Genomic DNA, 19,870 nt, shown 5'->3' on the forward strand with positions numbered 1-19,870 from the left:
TGACAAAAGGGGAATGAAATCTTCTCCCATTCTTAACTGGACAGCCGCTTTGACTTGCCGCATACCCTGCCTGGTCCCACGAAACACGACGGAGTTTCTTGGAATGGCAGGGAGATCAAAGACATGGCGCTGAAGGACGCAAAGGCCGGCACACGCAACGAGGCGGGCATTGCCGCTGTGCTCGGCATTCTCAAGCAGAGCTTTGGCGAGCGCTTCCAGACCGGCCAATCCTTCCGCGAGCAGCATGCCCATACGACGACTTATATCCCGCCGCAGCTGCCAGACGGCGTGCTCTTTGCCGAGAGCGCCGAGGATGTGAAGACGGCGGTCAGGACCTGCGCGGCCCACAGGGTGCCGGTGATCGGTTTCGGCACCGGCTCCTCGCTGGAGGGGCAGGTCAATGCCGCCAATGGCGGTATCTCGATCGATTTCAGCCGCATGAACCGGGTGCTCGAGGTCAATTCCGAGGATCTCGACTGCACGGTCGAGCCGGGGATCACTCGCGAGGCGCTCAACATTCATCTGCGCGATACCGGCCTGTTCTTTCCGATCGATCCCGGTGCCAATGCTTCGATCGGCGGCATGGCCTCGACGCGGGCCTCGGGCACCAATGCCGTGCGCTACGGAACGATGAAGGACAATGTGCTCGCCGTCACAGTGGTCACCGCCCATGGCGAGGAAATCCGCACCGCCCGGCGCGCCCGCAAATCCTCGGCCGGCTACGACCTGACGCGGCTTTTCGTCGGCGCCGAGGGCACGCTCGGTATTCTGACCTCGGTGACGCTGCGTCTGCAGGCGATCCCGCAGAAGATTGCCGGCGGCGTCTGCGCCTTTCCGAGCATCAAGGCGGCTTGCGATGCCGTCATCATGACGATCCAGATGGGCATCCCGGTGGCGCGGATCGAACTGCTCGATGCCGTGCAGATGCGGGCGTGCAACGCCTATTCCGGACTTTCCTATGCCGAAAGCCCGACGCTGTTCCTCGAATTCCACGGCACCGACGAGACGGTGCCGCTGCAATCGGCAGCCTTCGGAGAGATCGCCGCCGAATGCGGCGGCGGCGAATTCCTGTGGACCGCCAATGCCGAGGAGCGCACCAAGCTCTGGAAGGCGCGTCACGACGCCTATTGGTCCGCAAGGGCCCTGGCTCCAGGGCTTGCCGCACTTTCGACCGATGTTTGTGTTCCGATATCGCGGCTTGCCGATTGCGTTTCGCAAACGCAGGCGGATATCGAGGCGCACGGGCTGCTCGGTCCGATCGTCGGCCATGCCGGTGATGGGAACTTCCATGTGCTGCTGCTGTTCGACGACAAGAGCGCCGAAGACATCGCCGCTGCCGAGAGCTTCGTGCAACGCCTCAACCAGCGAGCGCTCGAGATGGACGGCACGTGCACCGGCGAACATGGGATCGGGCAGGGGAAGATGGCCTTTCTGGAGCAGGAGCTAGGGGGGACGGTGGATCTGATGCGACAGGTGAAACAGGCGCTCGATCCGGACGGCATCTTCAATCCCGGCAAGATTTTCCATCACGGCTGAAAACGGAATATTCTCATGAACTTGGGCCTTGCCCCCGGCATGAATAGCGCTAGTGTCGGCAATAGAATCCCGAACAGTGTCGGCAACACAATCCCGAATGGAGAATCCTCGCATTGGTAGGCCGGTTCCTCGTCTTTCTGGGGGGAGTGATCGTCGTAGCGCTGTTTGTGGCGCTGCTTGCGCCGCTGTTCATCGACTGGACGGATTTCCGCAAGAACTTCGAGGATCAGGCAAGCCGCATCATCGGAAAGAAAGTCACCGTCCACGGCACGGTGGATGCCCGCCTGTTGCCGTTTCCATCGGTCACGCTGCATGACGTGCGCGTCGGCCAGGAAGCCGATGGCACGCCGATCGTCAGGGTCGAGCAGTTTTCCATGGACGCGGAGCTTGCGCCTTTCCTGTCGGGCGAGGCGCTGATCTTCGACATGCGGGTCGTCAATCCGAAGGTGCGTCTGAGGTTGCTCAAGGACGGCACACTTGATTGGATGCGTGGCAGCCGCGCCGAAATTCCGGCAAAGACGGTCGTTCTCGAAAATGTGCATGTCAGCGGCGGCGAGGTCGAGTTCATCGACGACCAGTCGGGCCGAGGCCGCCGCATCACCGGCCTGAATGCGGAGATGTCGGCCAAGTCGCTTGCCGGCCCGTGGCGCATCGAGGGCGATGCGGCGCTCGACGGCGAACACGGGAATTTCTCGATCTCGAGCAGCCAGCCGGACGAGAAGGGCGTGCTGCACATGCGCACGAAACTTTCCCCTGACAAGCACCCGGTCAACATCGATCTCGACGGCGAGCTGAAGCTCGTCGACCGCAAGCCGAATTACCAGGGCCAGCTTTCAGCCGCGATCGAACACCGCAACAAGTCGGCCAACAAGAATGAGCAGCCGCCGCGGGTCAAGGGTCGCTTCGAACTCACCAACGAACGCATCCGCATTCCCGAATACCGGATGGAGATCGGCCCGACAGACGATCCCTATGTCATCACAGGCGAGGCGACGCTCGACACCGGCAACGCGCCGGAGTTCCTGCTGACGGCCGACGGACAGCAGATCGACGTCAACCGCATCGGCAATGAAGGTGCGGCCGGCAAGACGACGCGGGACCCCGCGGTTTCGGCGCGGCAGCGGTTGAATTCGCTGATCGATATCGTCGCGCAGGTGCCGATCCCGCAGGTGCCGGGCAAGGCAAGCGTCAAGCTGCCGGCGATCGTCGCCGGCGACACGACACTGCGCGACGTGCAACTGGAGCTGGAGCCGGCCGGCACCGGGTGGATGATCGACAGCGCCGTCGGCACGCTGCCGGGACGCACCCAGGTGGAAGGTAAGGGCAAGCTCCTGCTTCAGGGCGAGCCCTCGTTCAACGGTCAGATCGTGGTGGCCTCGAACCAGCCGACAGGGCTCGCCTCCTGGCTTGCCGGCTCGGTCGACCCGGCCATCCGGCAATTGCGGCAGGCGGGTTTTTCCGCCAATGTCAGCCTCACTCATGAATTGCAGCGTTTCGAAAACCTCGAAATCGCCATGGGATCGGCGACGCTGAAAGGCCGGTTGGAGCGGCAGGCGGTCACCGGCCAGACGCCGACCCTGTCGGTAGCGCTGAACGGCGATACGCTCGATCTCGACGCACTGCAGGCGCTGGCCGGGCTTGCGACCGGGCAGGACACCGGCGACAACGTTCTCGATCACAAGATCGCCGCCCAGCTCAAGGCCGACAAGTTCACCGCCTTCGGGGTCGACGCCGAGAATGTCGAAACCACCTTCACGATCGCTGACGGAGCGCTTGCGGTCGACCGGCTGTCGGTCAAGAACCTCGCGGGCGCCGAGCTGACGGCGACGGGCCGGGCGGAAGGCTCGCTGCTCGACTACAAGGGCGCGGGTGAGATCACCTTCAAATCGCCCGATCCGGGCGGGTTCTTCACCATGCTGCGCGAGCACCTGCCGCACCACCCGGTGCTCGACCGGCTGGTGCGCAATGCCGGCTGGTACGGCAATACGGCATTGCGCGGCGCGCTGACTCTCGGCGGCGACGAAGGCAATGCGCTGACGGTGACGCTGGCCGGCGTGGCGAACGGCAGCCGTGTCAATCTCGACTATCGCATGTCCGATCTGCTGGCGCTGACCGGTAACGGTACGACGAGCCTCGAGGCGACGCTCGAAAACGCCGTGCCGTCCATCCTCTTCGGCCAGGCCGGCCTTGATCCGCTGCCGGTCGATGTCGGCGCCAACGGCCGCCTGACGCTCAAGGTGAAGGCCTCGGGCAATGATCCCGCCGATGCGGCGCTGACCTTTGCCACCGACCGGACCTCGTTTACCGCCAACGGCAAGGTCGATGTCCGGCCGCAAAGTTTCATGAATGGTCAGATCGCGCTTTCGCTCGACAGCGCCGATATCGACCCCTATCTCATCATGAACGGCATCGCCCTGCCGCAGACCGGAACGGGATTGCCGTTCGGCCTGCAGGTCAATGCCGCCGTCGACAGCGACAAGATCGCCTTGTCCGATATCAAGGGGCATGCGGCCGACAACGAGTTTTCAGGGGCATTGAGTTTCGACCGGAAGGCCGCCAAGACGACGGCGAGCGGCGCGCTGACGCTCTCCAAAGCCGACGCCGGCTGGCTGGGCGAGGCCGTGTTCGGCCAGATCGTCGATCCCGCCACCGGCGCGCTGACGAAGGCCCCGCTCGGCTTGCCCGTCTTCAAGGATCTCGATGTCAAGGTGAAGCTTTCGGCCAAGGAATTCTGGCCCGGCTTGCCGGAAACGGCGGTGTCCGATTTTACCAGCAACGTCGGCTACAAGGGTGACGAACTGCAGCTCAACGACATGGCCGGCAACTGGGATGGCGGCAAGCTCTCCGGCAACCTGCTCTTCACCAATGCCGATGGCACCGGCTTCCTGCAGACAAAGCTTGCGCTGGCCGATTCCGATCTTGCCGGCGTCATCTGGCTGCGTGACGGTGCGCCGATCGCCAATGGCAAGTTCGGCCTGTCGCTGTCGATGGAGGCTTCCGGCAAGACGATCGCTGAGATTGCCAGCTCGCTCAATGGTTCAGGGGAACTGAGGCTCGGCGATACCAGCATACGCGGGTTGAACCTTGCAATCCTTCCGCCGCTGCTTGCCGCGACCGACACGATGCAGGAACAGATCAATGCCGGCAAGGTGCACCCGATCGTCGAGACGCTGCTTAACAACGGCGAAGCGAAGCTGCCGCCGCTCGGCGTTCCCTTCAACATTACCGACGGGACACTGAGGGTGCAGAATGTCACCGTCGCCAATGACCTGGCCCGCGTCACCGCCGATGCGCAGATCGCGTTGCCGGAGGAGCGGATCAGCGCGACGGTCGGCATCGGTCTCAATCCGGGCACGGAGGTGCTTCCCGGCGCCGAACCGGCGCTGAGGCTCAATTTCTCCGGCATGCTGCCGTCGCCCGGCAAGACGATGGATGTGACCGATATCACCAGCTACCTCTCGCTGCGGGCCTTCGAGCGTGAGCGGCGGCGCGTCGAACGGCTGCAGGCGATCGTGCTCGAAAAGCAGCGGCTGCGCCGCGAGGCCGCGCTTTATCGCTTCAATGCCGCCGAACGCGTCAGGGCCGCTGAGATCGAGCGGCAGCGGCAGGCTGAGGAAGAGCGGCTGCGCGCACTGGCACAGGCAGCGGCTGCGCAGAAGGCGGCCGCCGAGGCGGAGGCCGCGCGCGCGGCGGAAACCAAGGACAAGGCCGATGCGCAGGCGAGGGCGGCCGCGGAAGCGGCGCGGCGCGGCGGCCAGGAACAACCCGGTCCGCTCAATTTCGATCAGCTACCGGGCGTTCAGGCGCAATGAAGGCTTGACGGACGCGTGGGTTTTATCGGCAATCGTCGCAGGTTTCGATGGACAATTGCGGCGTCACGGCTCGCCGCCGCCGGCCTTCGCCCAGGAAAGCACATAGAGCCGCAGCGCCGACGACAAGTTGCTGTCCGGCGGGCGGTGGTCGTCGATCTCGGAAATCAGCGCGGCAAGCGACAGCGAACGGCTTGCGGCGATCGTCTTCAGCTCGGCCCAGAATTCATCTTCCAGCGAAAAACTGGTGCGGTGGCCGTGCAGTGTCGCCGAGTGCTTGCGGATCATGACGGACGATTCACAGCCCAATCTGCTTTGAGGATCGATTCAAGAAATCTGCGCAAGTGGCTGATTGCAGAATCCATTCCGGCTCTTCAAGCTTCGCGTGAAGCCTCATGCGCCGTCGTCATCCGTCTCGATCCGGCCGTCGCGATGGGCTTTGTCGGCCTTCTCGTTCAGGCTGCGCGTGAGCTGCTTCTCGGCCTTGGTGCGGCCGAAGGAAATGCGGTTCTGCTCGGCCTGCTTCTCCTTTTCGGAGCGGAGTTGCTTCTTGCGGAACTGGCGCAGATTGATGATTTCGGCGCTCATGCGTGTGGCTGAATCCCTATGAAAAAGGGAGGCTGAACCTCCCTTTGAAATCACTGCTTCTTGCGGAAAGAGTCGAGCGAGACGACGGAGCCAGGTTTCTTCTCTTCGCCGTCGGCCGGTTTTGCGCCGGCGGTTTCGTCAAGCTTTGCTGCCGCATCGACCGGATAGGCGGTGATCTCGCCGGACGGCAGTTCCTCGCCATCGGCAAGCGGCACGTCGAATTCGAGCTCGAAATTGACGGAGGGATCGTAGAAGCCGCGAATGGCATTGAACGGAATGACCAGCTTTTCCGGAACGTCGGAGAAGGAAAGGCCGATTTCGAAATGCGTCTCGGTGATCTTCAGGTCCCAGAACTGGTGCTGGATGACGATGGTCATCTGCTCTGGATATTTCGACTTCAGGTGCTGGGAAATGCGCACACCGGCCGCACCCGTCAGAAAGGTGATGAAGAAGTGATGGTCGCCGGGCAGACGCCCCGTCGTTGCGACTTCCGCCAAAACCTTGCGGATGACGCCGCGAAGTGCATCCTGCGCCAGAATGTCGTAGCGGATATGATCCTGCCCCATGCTTTTCCTGTCTTTCGTCGGTTCGGAAGTCTTTTCACAAGGTTATATGCCACGTCCGGGCGCCTTGGGAAAGACCGGAACCGAGTCACGTTTTTTCGCAGCATACATGATTTCGTCAGGAGGGAGAAGGTGAAGGCTTCTGTTGCCAGGTGCCTTCGGACCCCGCCTAGAGGTGCGAACCACTAGGACTTTGATTGAAGTGTCACACCGCGATTAAGCAGCGAGACGAGCTTCCGCATAGTTGTCGTTTGCAACTACAATTTTAGCCCGATAACGGCGGTACAATGCCGAGCAAAAAGTCGATCTTTACACCCTTGTCGATCCTGTTTCGCCCCCATCAAAAGCCGGCCTTCGATGCCGCCGGTTTTTGGTGGAGGCGCCGGGTACCGCCCCCGGGTCCAATAGGTTTATTACACCGCTCATTTATTGCCATAGCCGGCCCGAAAGCCGGCAGGGTTGATATAGTGATTTCCTTCGCCCAAGGAAAGGGCAAACGTCATAAAAGCGTTATCTCCGGCGGCAGAAAGGACGGGAAAATACTGGCCGGCGATTGGTTTCCTCAATGCGAAGGCTTAAATTGGAGAAAACGGAATCAGCGCGCCATGCAGCAATATCTCGACCTCCTCAAGCATGTGATGGAAAAGGGCTCGGACCGGGGCGACCGCACCGGCACCGGCACCCGCTCGGTTTTCGGCTACCAGATGCGCTTCGACCTCGAAGAAGGCTTCCCCGTGCTGACCACGAAGAAGCTGCATCTGCGCTCGATTATCCACGAACTTTTGTGGTTCCTGAAGGGCGAAACGAATATCGGTTATCTCAGGGACAACGGCGTCTCGATCTGGGATGAGTGGGCCGACGAGAACGGCGACCTCGGGCCGGTCTATGGCGCCCAATGGCGCTCCTGGCCGGCACCGGACGGCGGCCATATCGATCAGATCGCCAATCTGGTCAAAGGCATCGCCAACAATCCGAATTCGCGCCGCCACATCGTCTCGGCCTGGAATCCGGCCGAAGTCGACAACATGGCGCTGCCGCCCTGCCATTGCCTGTTCCAGTTCTATGTCGCCGACGGCAGGCTCTCCTGCCAGCTCTACCAGCGTTCCGCCGACATCTTCCTCGGCGTGCCCTTCAATATCGCTTCCTACGCGCTGCTGACGATGATGGTTGCTCAAGTGACCGGGCTCAAATCCGGAGATTTCGTCCATACATTCGGCGACGCGCATCTCTACCACAATCATTTCGATCAGGCGAAGCTGCAGCTGACGCGCCGGCCGAAGCCGCTGCCCTTCATGCGCATCAATCCCGATGTAAAGGACATCTTCAGCTTCACCTTCGAGGATTTCGAGCTGATCGGCTACGAGGCCGATGCCAGCATCAAGGCGCCGATCGCCGTCTGATCCGGGATATTTCATGGCCGACATTCGCAGGACCATCATCGCCGCCGTTGCCCGCAACGGCATCATCGGCCGCGACGGCGACATGCCGTGGCGGCTGTCGAGCGATCTCAAGCGCTTCAAGGCGCTGACGCTGGGCAAGCCTGTTGTGATGGGCCGCAAGACCTACGATTCGATCGGCAAGCCGCTGCCGGGACGACCGAATGTAGTGATCTCTCGGCAGACGGCGATCGATCATCCCGATGTCGCTATGGCGCATTCGCTGGCCGAGGCGATGGACGCGGCTGAAAGGCTGGCGCGCGAAACCGGCGTCGACGAGATCTGCATCGTCGGCGGCGGTCAGATCTATGCGCAGGCGATCAATCTTGCCGACAGAATGTGCATCACCCATGTCGAGGCCGATCTCGACGGCGACGCGTCTTTTCCTGACATCGATCCCGATCTCTGGCAGGCGGCAGAGACAATCGCGGTGCCGGCCGGCGAGAAGGACAGCTATCCCACCCGCTACGTCGTCTACAAACGTCGCCACGCCTGAAAACGAACTATTTTCCAATTAAATTGACCAAGTTTCTCACGCTGCGTTGAAAGCCGGTGCGGCGATACCTATAACGGTCACCAACGCATCCGCCGGTCAGCCCCCACGGTCCCGGATGCGGGGAAGACTTAACGAACAACGAGGTTTTGATGCCCTGGAGCAATCAGAATGGCGGCGGCGGCCCTTGGGGCGGCGGCGGTAATAATCAGGGACCATGGGGTCAGGGGCCAAACCGCCCGCGCGGCAGCGGCGGCAAGGGCGGACCGCCCGATCTGGAAGACATTATTCGGCGCGGCCAGGACCAGCTGCGCAACATCGTTCCCGGCGGTTTCAATGGCGGCGTGACGGTGATCGTTTTGGCAATCGTCGCCGTCTTCTGGCTGATCCAGTGCGTATACACCGTCCAGCCGGACGAACGCGGCGTAGAGCTGCGCTTCGGCAAGCCGCGGGAAACGGTATCGATGCCGGGTCTGCATTTCCATTTCTGGCCAATGGATACGGTCGAGATCGTCAAGGTCACCGAGCAGTTGCTGAATGTCGGCGGCACGCAGGGCAGCAGCAATACGGCCGGTGGGCTGATGCTGTCGGGCGACCAGAATATCCTCAACGTCCGCTTCAACGTGCTCTATCAGATCAGCGATGCGCGCGCCTATCTCTTCAACGTCGAAAGCCCGGCGCAGACGCTGCAGCAGGTTTCCGAAAGCGCGATGCGCGAAGTGGTCGGCCGCCGTCCGGCGCAGGACGCATTCCGCGACCGCCGCCTGGAGATTGCCAGCGAAGTCGCCAACATCATCCAGGATACGATGTCGCGTTATAATTCCGGCATTTCGGTCAACAAAGTGACCATCGAAGATGTGGCACCGCCGCGTGAAGTGGCCGACGCCTTCCAGGAAGTGCAGCGCGCCGACCAGGACAAGCAGCGCCTGGTGGAAGAAGCCAACCAGTACGCCAACCAGAAACTCGGTCAGGCACGCGGTGACGGCGCCCGCATCCGCGAAGATGCAGCCGCCTACAAGGACCGCGTCGTCAAGGAAGCTGAGGGCGAGGCGCAGCGCTTCATCGCCATCGACGAGGAATATTCGAAGGCGCCCGACGTCACTCGCAAGCGGCTGTTCCTGGAAACGATGGAACAGGTGCTGAAGAATTCCAAGAAGGTCATCATCGAAGAGAAGCAGGGGGTCGTGCCTTATCTGCCGCTCAACGAGATCTCCAGACCGTCGCAGCAGGGAGGTTGAGCCATGACTTCGAACAGGCTTCCCGTCATTCTCGTCATCCTCGCCATCGTGCTGATCGGGCTTTATTCCTCGGTTTACGTGGTCAATGCCCGTGAGCAGGCGATCGTCGTGCGCTTCGGTGAGATCCAGTCGGTCAAGACCGAGCCCGGCATCTATTTCAAGCTGCCGTTCAGCTTCATGGATGCCGACCGCGTCCAGCTCGTCGAAAAGCAGAAGCTGCGTCTCGACCTCGACAACATCCAGGTGCAGGTCAAGGGCGGCGCGACCTTCGACGTCGACGCCTTCGTGATCTACTCGATCAACGATGCTCGCCGCTTCCGCGAAACCGTCTCGGGCGATCGCGATGCGGCCGAAGCGCGGCTGCGCACCCGTCTCGATTCGGCATTGCGCCGCGTCTACGGTTTGCGGGAATTCGATGCCGCACTTTCCGACGAGCGCGTGTCGATGATGCTCGAGGTGCGCGACGATCTGCGTCCGGATGCCGAGCTCCTCGGCCTGAACATCCAGGACGTGCGCATCCGCCGCACCGATCTGACGGCCGATGTTGCGCCGAACACCTATAACCGCATGCGCTCCGAGCGTCTGGCCGAAGCCGAACTCCTGCGCGCCCAGGGCACGGAAGACGGCCTGCGCCGCCGGGCGGTTGCCGACCGCCAGGTGGTGGAGATCACCGCGGATGCCCAGCGCGATGCGGAAATCCTGCGCGGTCAGGGCGATGCCGAACGCAACCGCGTGTTCGCCGACGCCTTTTCCAGGAATCCCGCCTTCTTCGAATTCTATCGTTCGATGGCGGCCTATTCCTCGGCGCTTTCATCGCAGGACACGACGCTGGTGCTGTCGCCGAATTCGGAATTCTTCCGTTATTTCGACAATGCCGCCGGCGCCCTGCAGCCGCCGGCAAACGCCGCACCCGCTCCGGCGGTGCCCGGCGCGACTGCTCCGGCAGCGCCCGCCCAGCCGGCGAACTGACGGCAGGGGATGCTGTCCGCATCCCCGGCAATTCCGAAGGGCCGGCCCGAGCGCCGGCCCTTTTTTCATGGAATGATTGAGATAATCCGGCTTTTGCGAGGGCACGTCATATTGCACGGGGATTTCGCGAAAAGGTGATTTCACCCTCCATCATTCCGCCTTATGCTGGTGCTCAATGTGCGCATTTACTGCTTATGAGGAAGCTTGATGGCCCCCACGAATCGCTCGCCCTTCAGACGAACGCTCGCGCTTCTGGCCAGCGTCGCCATCCTGGCGCAAGCCGGCGTGAGCGACGTTGCTTTTGCGCAAACCGCGCCTGAAGCCACAGCACCCGGGGTTGCCGCGCCTGCTCCGGCTGCGCCACCTGCGCCCGCGACACCGCAGCAGACCCCACCGCTTCAGGGCGTCGTGCCGAACAACGGTCCGGCTTCCGTCGCCGATCTCGCCGAAGGGCTGCTCGACGCGGTCGTCAATATCTCGACCTCTCAGAATGTGAAGGATGACGAAGGGGTCGGTCCGGCGCCGCGCGCGCCCGACGGATCGCCGTTCCAGGAATTCTTCAACGACTTCTTCAACAAGCAGCAGGGCAGCAAAGGCCCCAACCATAATGTCAGCTCGCTCGGCTCCGGCTTCGTCATCGACCCGACCGGCTATATCGTCACCAACAATCACGTGATCGAGGGCGCTGACGACATCGAGGTCAATTTCGCCAATGGCTCGAAGCTCAAGGCGAAGCTGATCGGCACGGATACGAAGACCGATCTTTCGGTGCTGAAGGTCGAGCCGAAGGCGCCGCTGAAAGCGGTCAAATTCGGCGATTCCAGCGAGATGCGCATCGGCGACTGGGTCATGGCGATCGGCAATCCGTTCGGCTTCGGCGGTTCGGTGACGGTCGGCATCATTTCCGGGCGCGGCCGCAACATCAACGCTGGCCCCTACGACAATTTCATCCAGACGGATGCGGCGATCAACAAGGGCAATTCCGGCGGCCCGCTCTTCAACATGAAGGGCGAGGTGATCGGCATCAACACGGCGATCATCTCGCCGAGCGGCGGCTCGATCGGCATCGGCTTCTCCGTGCCGTCCGAACTGGCTTCCGGCGTTGTCGAGCAGTTGCGTCAATTTGGCGAGACGCGGCGCGGCTGGCTCGGTGTGCGCATCCAGCCGGTGACCGACGATATCGCCGACAGCCTCGGGCTGGACACGGCCAAGGGTGCGCTGGTCGCCGGCGTCATCAAAGGCGGCCCCGTCGACGACGGTTCGATCAAGGCGGGCGACGTGATTTTGAAATTCGACGGCAAGACGGTCAATGAAATGCGCGATCTGCCGCGTGTCGTGGCGGAAAGCACGGTCGGCAAGGAAGTCGACGTCGTCGTGCTGCGCGACGGCAAGGAGCAGACCGTCAAGGTGAAGCTTGGCCGCCTTGAGGACAGCGATCAGGCTGCATCCGGTGGCGGGGCGCCCGATGGATCGCAGGACGACGGCGTGATCACCCCTGATCCCGACGAAAACAACGACATGGATGAGCCGGATACCGGCGATCAGGCCCAGCCCATGCCGGGTGCGCCCGCGCCGGACCAGCACCAGGGCCAGGTATCGCCGGATGCGGCAACCCCCAAGAACGTGCTCGGATTGTCGCTGTCGCTGTTGAGCCCCGAAACACGCAAGGCTTTCGGCATTGCCGAAAGCGTCGACGGCGTCGTCGTGACGGAGGTGGCGCCCGGCTCCGCCTCGGCCGAAAAGGGGCTGAAGCCGGGAGACGTGATCGTCGAGGTGGCACAGGAATTCATGAAGTCGCCGGACGCGGTCGCCGCCAAGGTGAAATCGCTGAAACAGGAGGGCCGCCGCAACGCCCAGCTGATGATCGCATCGGCCAATGGCGATCTGCGGTTCGTGGCAGTGCCGATGGAATAATGGAGCTCTGGCGGTAATGGTTTTGCCGCCGCAGTCTCCTGTTCTCCCTCATTCCTGCGCTCATCACAGGAATCCCGCCACCGCGCGTCTGCGCGGTGCGTGGCTTTATATAATCTTGAAGAAAGTCTTCTGCGCCCAGAGACTTGGGCGCGCTGGGTTCCTGTGACGAGCACAGGGATGAGGGAAGAGAGGGTCGCGCCAGTTTAGTGACAGCCTACTTGACGAACCTGCCTTGCTCATTCCTCTTCTGCAGCACAATTGGGCATTCAGCCCGTCACAAAATCCGTCTTCCGATAGCCCTGGATATAGAGCAGCGCCGTCAGGTCAGCGTGGTTGATGCGCATCTGCGCCTGGGCGGCGACCGTGGGTTTGGCGTGGAGGGCGACGCCGGAGCCGGCGAGCTGCAGCATGCCGAGGTCGTTGGCGCCATCGCCGACGGCGATCGCTTCCTTCGGCGAAATGCCGAGACGTACCGAAATTTCGTTCAGCGCATCGACTTTTGCCTGCTTGCCGAGGATCGGTTCGGCGACGAATCCGGACAGGATGCCGGCATCCTCGAGAAGCGTGTTGGCACGGTTCTCGTTGAAGCCGAGAGTGGCGGCGATGGGGCCTGTAAAGACGGTGAAGCCGCCGGAGACGAGGGCGGTGTAATGGCCTTTCGACTTCATTGTGGCGATCAGCTCCGGGCCGCCCGGGGTGAGCGTGATACGCCGGGCGATGACCTCGTCGACGACCGAAATCGGGAGGCCTTTCAGCAGAGCGACACGCTCGCGCAACGCCGGCTCGAAGGCGATCTCGCCGTTCATGGCGCGGGCGGTGATGGCGGCGACCTTCTCCTTCAGGCCGACTTCGGCCGCGAGTTCGTCGATGCATTCCTGGCCGATCATCGTCGAATCCATGTCGGCGATCAGCAGCTTCTTGCGGCGCGTCTCCTGCTCCTGGATGACCAGGTCAATCGGCGCGCCAGCGATGACGGCGAGAATATTGGCCTCCGCCGCCTGTGCATCCGTACCGTCACGCAGCGCGATGTCGCAGGCGACGCCGTCGGCCAGCCAGTAGAGACCGGAGGCTTCCACGATCTCGGCCGCCTGTTCGGCGATACCAGGGGTCAGAACAGGATTTGACGGATTGGCAACAAGCGTGGCAACGAGGGCCATGATGGAAAACCTTCTGAGCGTAGAGAACGCGATCCTGATAACCGGGCCGACCGCCAGCGGCAAGTCCGCGCTCGCTGTCGAATTGGCCAAGCGCTATGGCGGCGCGGTCGTCAATGCCGATAGCATGCAGGTCTACGACACCTTGCGGGTGCTGACGGCGCGCCCGTCGGAAGAGGAGATGCAAGGCGTGCCGCATCATCTCTACGGCCACGTGCCGGCAGGGGCCGCCTATTCCACCGGCGCCTGGCTGCGCGATGTCTCCGCGCTGTTGCCGGCACTGAAAGCCGCCGGGCAGCTGCCGGTTTTCGTCGGCGGCACCGGGCTCTATTTCAAGGCTCTCACCGGCGGCCTTTCCGACATGCCTGAGATCCCGGAGGAACTGCGGGAAGAACTCAGGATGCGACTGGTTGCGGAGGGGCCGGAGGGGCTCCATGCCGAACTTGAAGCAATCGATCCTGCCATGTCGGCAGGCCTCAATCGCCAGGACGGGCAGCGCATCGTCCGGGCGCTGGAGGTGATCAAGGCGACGGGGCGGTCGATTACCGATTTTCAGCGGCGGTCCGGGCCTGCGGTGATCGACGCCGATAAGGCGCGAAAGATCGTCGTTCTGCCCGACCGGGCGGTGCTGCATGCCCGCATCAATGGCCGTTTCGAAAAGATGCTGCAGCAGGGTGCCGAAGACGAGGTGAGGGCGCTGCTTGCCCTTGGCCTGCCGGTCGAGGCGCCTGTCATGAAGGCGATCGGGGTTTCGCAGATCACGGCGATGCTGAAGGGCGAGATGACGCGCGAGGAAGTGCTGGAGAAGGGCGCTGCGGCGACACGGCAATACGCCAAGCGGCAAATGACTTGGTTCCGCAATCAGATGGATGAGAGCTGGGAGCGGCTGGCCCCATAGGGCGTAAGCCCGGGCCTACCCTTCAAGTCCGGTTACGTTCCGCACTCCTGCAGCAGTTTGGCGAGTTCGCCCGCCGCCGCCTGCAACTGATCCGGTGGAAAACCGCCGAAACCCAACATCAGGCCAGGGCGCGCCGGCTGCGCGCCATACATGGGGGAGATCGCCCTCACTGCGAGGCCTGCCGAAAGGGCGCGCGCTGCCAGTCGCACATCGTCGGCGTCCTCGGGCAGCCATAGCAGGATGTGCATGCCCTGATCGCTCGGCTGAACATGGCACCCCGCCGGCAGAACCCGCTCGAGCGCCGCGAGCAGAACAGCGCGGCGTTCGGCATAAAGACCGCGAATGCGCCTGATATGCGCCTCGAAATAGCCTTCCCTCATATAGGCAGCCACAACGTGCTGTTCAGATATCGGCGAATGCCGGTCAAGAATGGCGCGTGCGCCGGCGAAGGCTTCGGCGAGCGGCTCCGGGGCGATGACGTAACCGAGCCGCAGCGACGGAAAGAGCACCTTGCTGAAGGTGCCGAGATAGATGACGCGCGACGGACGCAGCCCCTGCATGGAGGGAAAAGGGTGTCCGGCATAACGCAGTTCGCTGTCGTAGTCGTCCTCCACGATCCAGGCTCGGTTCTGGTCGGCCCAGGCGATCAGAGCGTTGCGCCGCGCCATGCTGAGCGGCATGCCCACCGGATATTGGTGCGAAGGAGTGACGAATGCGGCGCGCGCTTCCGGACACAGTTCGAGGCCGCGTTCCACATTCATTCCTTGTGCGTCGACCGGGATTCGATGCGTCCGCACGCCGAGATCGTCGAGCACCGCCGTCAGGCCGGGATAGGCGGGATCCTCGGCCCACACCGGGTCGTCATGCGACAGAAGAACCCGGCCAGCCATATAGAGACCCTGCTGCGTGCCTGACGTGACGATGACCTGCTCGGGCTCGCAATGAACGGCCCTTGCGCGGCGGACGTGGCCGGCGATGGCGATGCGCAGTTCGAGTACACCCATCGGATCATGGTAGCCCGACGGCGCGGCCTGCCTTGAGGCGCGCATTCGATTGCCGAGACGGCGCCAATTGTCGTCGGGCGCGATGCCGGAAGCGGGCACGGCAATAGCGAAGGGAACGGGCGGGTGAGGGGTCAGCGTACGGGCGATCGAGATCAGCCGTGCAGCCGGGGCAGGCAGGTCGATCGCCTCTGCGGCCGCCGGCGCGGGCGGTGGCGGCGGCAGTGCCGGCGCCATGTCCGTCAGGGCGGCGGCAACACGGGTTCCCGCGCCCACTCTCGCCTCGAGATAACCTTCGGCGGTTAACTGGTCGAAGGCTTCGACGACGGTGCCGCGGGCGATCTTCAAAGAGGTGGCAAGGCTACGCGTCGAAGGAAGGCGCTCGCCCGGCCGCAACTCGCCGCAGGCAATGGCGTTCCGCAGGGCCTGTGCAAGCCGGCGGCCGACATGGGCCGTTCTGTCGATCCCATGGAGAGACGGAATTTCGATGGTCGCCCGCCGCTTCGACATCGCAAAATGGTCCATTAAGATTCTAGAAAATGGCGCTTCATGATGAACCAATTTTAGTAGAGAAGGAAGGCCTCAGCGACTTCTGGAAAGCGGACATGCAGGATCTTCTCGTCGTCTATATCGCCTATATCGTCGCAGCCGGAAGCCCGGGACCAAGCAACATGGCGATCATGAATGTCGCGATGAGCCAAGGACGCCGACCGGCCCTGGCGCTTGCCGCCGGCGTGATAACGATGTCGACATGCTGGGGACTGATTGCCGTCACTGGAGTTTCGACATTGCTCGTTGGCTATGCTCATGCCCTGTTATTCCTCAAGATCGCGGGCGGGCTTTACCTCCTCTGGCTCGCCTGGAGGGCGGCTCGCTCGGCGGCTGCCGCGGATTCGCCGGCACGCGAACTGGCGCGGCCGTCGACGGACTTGGGCGTGCTCTACCGCCGTGGGATCCTGATGCATCTCGGAAACCCCAAAGCGGTTCTGGCCTGGGTCGCGATCATGTCGCTCGGCCTCAAACCGGGCGCTTCGCCCGAAATGGCGGTGACGGCGTTCGGCGGCTGTGTGCTGTTCGGCATATCGATATTCGCCGGTTATGCCCTGCTGTTTTCGACAGCGCCGATGGTGCGCGGCTATGCCAAGGCGCGCCGCTGGATCGAGGCAAGCCTCGCGGTGTTCTTTGCGGGCGCCGGATCGCGCCTGCTGTTCTCAAACTGACGCTTTTTCAGGATCACGCCATGTCTTCGGCTTCGCCCTTTCACGGCCTTTCGGCCTTTCCGTCCACGCCTGCGAATACCGACGGCCGCGTCGACACGGAAGCCCTCGGCCGCCTTCTTGAACGCTTGTGCGAGGCGGGCGTCGCCTCTATCGGCCTTCTTGGCAGCACCGGGATCTATGCTTACCTCACGCGCGAGGAGCGGTTGCGCGCCGTCATGGCCGCGGCCGAGTGCGTCGCCGGCCGTATTCCTCTCATCGTCGGGGCCGGGGCCCTCAGAACGGACCAGGCCGTTGGACTTGCCAGGGATGCCGAGGCGGCCGGTGCGGATGCTCTTCTGCTGGCGCCGGTCTCCTATACGCCGCTGACGCAGGAAGAAGCCTATGAGCATTTCCTGGCAGTCGCGAAGGCAACAAAACTGCCGGTCTGCATCTACAACAATCCCGGCACGACCCATTTCACCTTCAGCCGGGAGCTTCTGCAGCGCCTCTGCGATATCGAAACGATCAAGGCGGTGAAGATGCCGTTGCCTGCTGACGGCGATTTGCTGGGCGAACTTGCCGCCTTGCGGGAGAAGACCGATCTCGCGATCGGCTATAGTGGTGATTGGGGTGCAGCCGACGCGCTGCTTTGCGGCGCGGACGCCTGGTACAGCGTCATCGGCGGTTTGCTGCCGCGCACGGCTCTATGCCTGACCAGGGCGGCCATGGCGGGGGATGTCGATGAGGCCCGCCGCCTCGACAAGCTGTTCGAACCCCTATGGCAAATCTTCAAGGCATTCGGAAGCATTCGGGTCGTCTACATGCTGCTCGAGCATCTCTCGCTCGCCCGGGCGGAGCTTCCGCGACCGCTTTTGCCGCTGAAATCAGCGGATCGTCAGCGTGTGCTCGATGTCGTCGAGCCGCTGATCGCCCTGGAGGGCGGTCAGAAGGCTCAATCCTTGTTGTAAAGGCTGCTCAGCGGCTTTTTCAAAATGCTTTCGCGCAGCGATGCGCCGGGTTCCCGGCGGGTGATGGCCGGTTGATCCGCCTGCGGCGCAGGCCGCGGAAAGATCGGTTCCTCGCGACGCATCTCGCGGCGCAGTGCGTCGAGCCGAGGATCGACGGATGGAGGTGCGGCCGGGTCCAGCCGCGGCGTCTGCGGCAGCAGTTCGCGCCGGTAGGATTCGAGAGGCGCTGAAGCCGGCGGTAGCGAGGCAGGTGGAGGCGGGGCGTAGGGCTTGGCCTCGAGGTGCTCGTCGGCGTCATTCTCCTCGTCGGGACCTGCCGTCGATGCGCCGAAGCTCTGCTGGAAATTCGAAATGTCGGGCGCGACCGTCACCGCCCGCATGCGGGTGACGATCTTGCGCAGATCGACCGTATCCGGATCTTCCTCGCTGTGCTTGCTGTTGGCGCTGGCAGCCTTCGGCAGCAGATTTTCCTCGACTCGGGAAAAGCGCATGCGCATCGGCACGCTGATCGCCTCGCCGAAGGCGATCGCCTCGCCATTGCCGATCGACGAGATGAAGCTTGTCGTCGAGATCGACGAATTCGGGATGGCCGAGCGGATGATTTCCTGGTCGCGGTCGTTCGCCAGGCGCATGGCAAACAGCGTCGAGCACTGCGACAGGATCGTCTGGTCGAGCTCGCCCGGCCGCTGGGTAATGATCCCAAGCGAGACGCCGTATTTTCGGCCTTCCTTGGCGATGCGGGCGATTGCCTGACGTGTCGGCACGAAACCGAGGCTGGGATCGGAGGGGATGTAGCGGTGGGCTTCCTCGCAGACGACGAGCATGTGGATGGCGCCGTCGCTCCACAAGGCCACCTCGAAGGCCATGCGGCAGAGCACCGAGGCGACCGAATTGACCACCTCGGAGGGAATGCCGGCAAGCTGGAAGGTGCAGATCGGCTTGCTGTCGCCGGGAATGCGGAATATCTGCGCGATGGTGTCGGTGATCGTATCGCTGATCGTGTTGTTGGAAAACATGAAGTGATAGCGCGGATCGTTGATCGCAGCGATGAGGCGCATCTTCAGCGACCGTAGGGAAGGTTTCTCCGCGCGGCCCTCGAGGCGGCCAATGCGCTCGTCGATCAGGGCCAGGAGATCGGCCATGCGATAGGGAACCGGCGTATCGGCGGTAATCGAGCTCTTTTCCGTCGTCCGGCGCACCAGCGAATTGTCGCTGCCGCGGAAGGCGCGCTTGGCCTCCGGCATGATATCGCGCAGCATGTCGAGCTCTTCGGGCACCGGCGGGCGGCCGCGAAAGACGACTTCGGCAAACTCCTCCAGCCGCATCAGCCAGAAGGGCAGGTCGAGCGTATCGGTATCGATGGTGACGGCGTGCTTCGGAAATGCGGCGGCGAATTCATTGTGCGGATCGAGGATCAGCACGCGCAGTTTCGGGTCGGCCGCGATCGCCTTGTGCAGCAGCAAAGAGACGGCCGTCGATTTGCCGACGCCGGTCGAGCCGACGACGGCGAAATGCTTGGAGAGCATCGAGGGGATGTGGATCGCCGCATCGATGCTTTCGTCCTGGGTCAGCTTGCCAATGACAGCGGTCGTGCCCGTTCCGGCATCATAGATGCGCATCAGGTCGGCGGCGCGGATGCGGTGGGCGATGGCGCCGAGATAGGGATAGCGCGAGATGCCGGTCGAAAATTCCTCGCGTCCGTCTTCGTCGACCCGGACTTCGCCGAGAAGCTCGGTCTCGATCTTGAAATTATTGTCTTCGCCTTCGCCCCAGGCATGGCTGCCGGTTTTCATGGAGTAGACGAGCGCAACGACGCGGTTGCGGCCGACGCTGATCGAGATCAGCTTGCCGACGGACCAGAGTTCGGTGAGATCGGTGCCGCCCTCGACGGCGACGGCGGCAATCGTCGCTCTCGATCCGCTGCATGCAACGACACGGCCGAGAAAGCGATTTCCCGGCGCATGGCCGTCGCGTCGATCGTGCTCGCCTGCCTTGTCAGACATGCGCAAGTCGTTGTTGAGCAAAGGCTACTCCCTGCGGTAGCGTTAAAGGATAAAGTCGATCCTTTAACAAATCCTTCATCCTATCGATTTTCAGGGGCGAA

General features: G+C 62.8%; 16 protein-coding genes and 1 other RNA gene. 10 read left to right on the plus strand and 7 right to left on the minus strand.

Annotated features, from left to right (window positions below; all coding sequences use genetic code 11):
* The first annotated feature begins 123 nt into the window (after positions 1–123).
* The gene (locus EFD56_RS23340; RefSeq protein WP_126906401.1) at positions 124–1,536 is read left to right on the plus strand and encodes an FAD-binding oxidoreductase; all 1,413 of its coding nucleotides are present in this window, start codon (positions 124–126) and stop codon (positions 1,534–1,536) included.
* Between the two features lie 113 nt (positions 1,537–1,649).
* A complete protein-coding gene (locus tag EFD56_RS23345; protein ID WP_126906402.1) occupies positions 1,650–5,348 on the plus strand; it encodes an AsmA family protein in 3,699 nt (1,232 codons plus the stop codon).
* Between the two features lie 63 nt (positions 5,349–5,411).
* Here the strand turns inward: EFD56_RS23345 and EFD56_RS23350 are convergent, their stop codons facing one another.
* From EFD56_RS23350 to ssrA, 4 genes are all read right to left on the minus strand, one after another.
* Complete coding sequence (locus EFD56_RS23350; RefSeq protein ID WP_012484462.1) at positions 5,412–5,633, minus strand: ribbon-helix-helix domain-containing protein; 222 nt, start codon at positions 5,631–5,633, stop codon at positions 5,412–5,414.
* A gap of 105 nt (positions 5,634–5,738) precedes the next feature.
* Positions 5,739–5,933, minus strand: a complete 195-nt coding sequence (locus EFD56_RS23355) for a DUF4169 family protein (RefSeq protein WP_004677236.1) — start codon at positions 5,931–5,933, stop codon at positions 5,739–5,741.
* Between the two features lie 50 nt (positions 5,934–5,983).
* The gene (locus EFD56_RS23360; protein ID WP_126906403.1) at positions 5,984–6,499 is read right to left on the minus strand and encodes an SspB family protein; all 516 of its coding nucleotides are present in this window, start codon (positions 6,497–6,499) and stop codon (positions 5,984–5,986) included.
* A gap of 128 nt (positions 6,500–6,627) precedes the next feature.
* Positions 6,628–6,990, minus strand: a transfer-messenger RNA (tmRNA) gene (gene ssrA / locus EFD56_RS23365).
* Positions 6,991–7,101: 111 nt separating this feature from the next.
* Between ssrA and EFD56_RS23370 the strand changes: the two genes are divergently transcribed.
* From EFD56_RS23370 to EFD56_RS23390, 5 genes are all read left to right on the plus strand, one after another.
* Complete coding sequence (locus tag EFD56_RS23370; protein ID WP_037140230.1) at positions 7,102–7,896, plus strand: thymidylate synthase; 795 nt, start codon at positions 7,102–7,104, stop codon at positions 7,894–7,896.
* Positions 7,897–7,909: 13 nt separating this feature from the next.
* On the plus strand, positions 7,910–8,428 hold the full coding sequence (locus tag EFD56_RS23375) for a dihydrofolate reductase (protein WP_064827991.1): 519 nt from the start codon (positions 7,910–7,912) through the stop codon (positions 8,426–8,428).
* Positions 8,429–8,577: 149 nt separating this feature from the next.
* A complete protein-coding gene (hflK, locus tag EFD56_RS23380) occupies positions 8,578–9,663 on the plus strand; it encodes an FtsH protease activity modulator HflK (protein ID WP_004677233.1) in 1,086 nt (361 codons plus the stop codon).
* 3 nt (positions 9,664–9,666) lie between these two features.
* The gene (gene hflC / locus EFD56_RS23385; protein ID WP_126906404.1) at positions 9,667–10,632 is read left to right on the plus strand and encodes a protease modulator HflC; all 966 of its coding nucleotides are present in this window, start codon (positions 9,667–9,669) and stop codon (positions 10,630–10,632) included.
* Between the two features lie 207 nt (positions 10,633–10,839).
* Positions 10,840–12,546, plus strand: coding sequence for a DegQ family serine endoprotease (locus tag EFD56_RS23390; RefSeq protein ID WP_126906405.1), 1,707 nt, complete (start codon positions 10,840–10,842; stop codon positions 12,544–12,546).
* Between the two features lie 266 nt (positions 12,547–12,812).
* Here the strand turns inward: EFD56_RS23390 and serB are convergent, their stop codons facing one another.
* Positions 12,813–13,703 (minus strand): phosphoserine phosphatase SerB, encoded by an 891-nt coding sequence (gene serB, locus EFD56_RS23395; protein ID WP_126906406.1) that lies wholly within the window; start codon positions 13,701–13,703, stop codon positions 12,813–12,815.
* On the opposite strand from serB, the gene miaA reads away from it, so the two are divergent.
* Entirely contained in the window at positions 13,702–14,598 is an 897-nt protein-coding gene (gene miaA, locus EFD56_RS23400; RefSeq protein ID WP_183819511.1) for a tRNA (adenosine(37)-N6)-dimethylallyltransferase MiaA, read from the plus strand. The two genes, serB and miaA, sit on opposite strands and share 2 nt — an antisense overlap.
* A 32-nt stretch (positions 14,599–14,630) precedes the next feature.
* On the opposite strand, the gene pdxR is transcribed toward miaA, so the two are convergent.
* Positions 14,631–16,109 (minus strand): MocR-like pyridoxine biosynthesis transcription factor PdxR, encoded by a 1,479-nt coding sequence (gene pdxR / locus EFD56_RS23405; protein ID WP_183819527.1) that lies wholly within the window; start codon positions 16,107–16,109, stop codon positions 14,631–14,633.
* 95 nt (positions 16,110–16,204) lie between these two features.
* Here pdxR and EFD56_RS23410 point away from each other — a divergent pair, with 95 nt between their 5' ends.
* Positions 16,205–16,819 carry a LysE family translocator gene (locus EFD56_RS23410; RefSeq protein ID WP_126906408.1) on the plus strand — a complete coding sequence of 205 codons (615 nt, stop codon included), beginning with the start codon at positions 16,205–16,207 and terminating at the stop codon, positions 16,817–16,819.
* A gap of 20 nt (positions 16,820–16,839) precedes the next feature.
* Complete coding sequence (locus EFD56_RS23415) at positions 16,840–17,766, plus strand: dihydrodipicolinate synthase family protein (RefSeq protein WP_126906409.1); 927 nt, start codon at positions 16,840–16,842, stop codon at positions 17,764–17,766.
* Here EFD56_RS23415 and EFD56_RS23420 read toward each other — a convergent pair.
* Complete coding sequence (locus EFD56_RS23420) at positions 17,751–19,790, minus strand: ATP-binding protein (RefSeq protein ID WP_004677220.1); 2,040 nt, start codon at positions 19,788–19,790, stop codon at positions 17,751–17,753. The genes EFD56_RS23415 and EFD56_RS23420 overlap by 16 nt on opposite strands.
* Positions 19,791–19,870 lie beyond the last annotated feature (80 nt).

The organism is Rhizobium phaseoli (genome assembly GCF_003985125.1).
GTDB classification, from domain to species: Bacteria; Pseudomonadota; Alphaproteobacteria; order Rhizobiales; family Rhizobiaceae; genus Rhizobium; species Rhizobium phaseoli.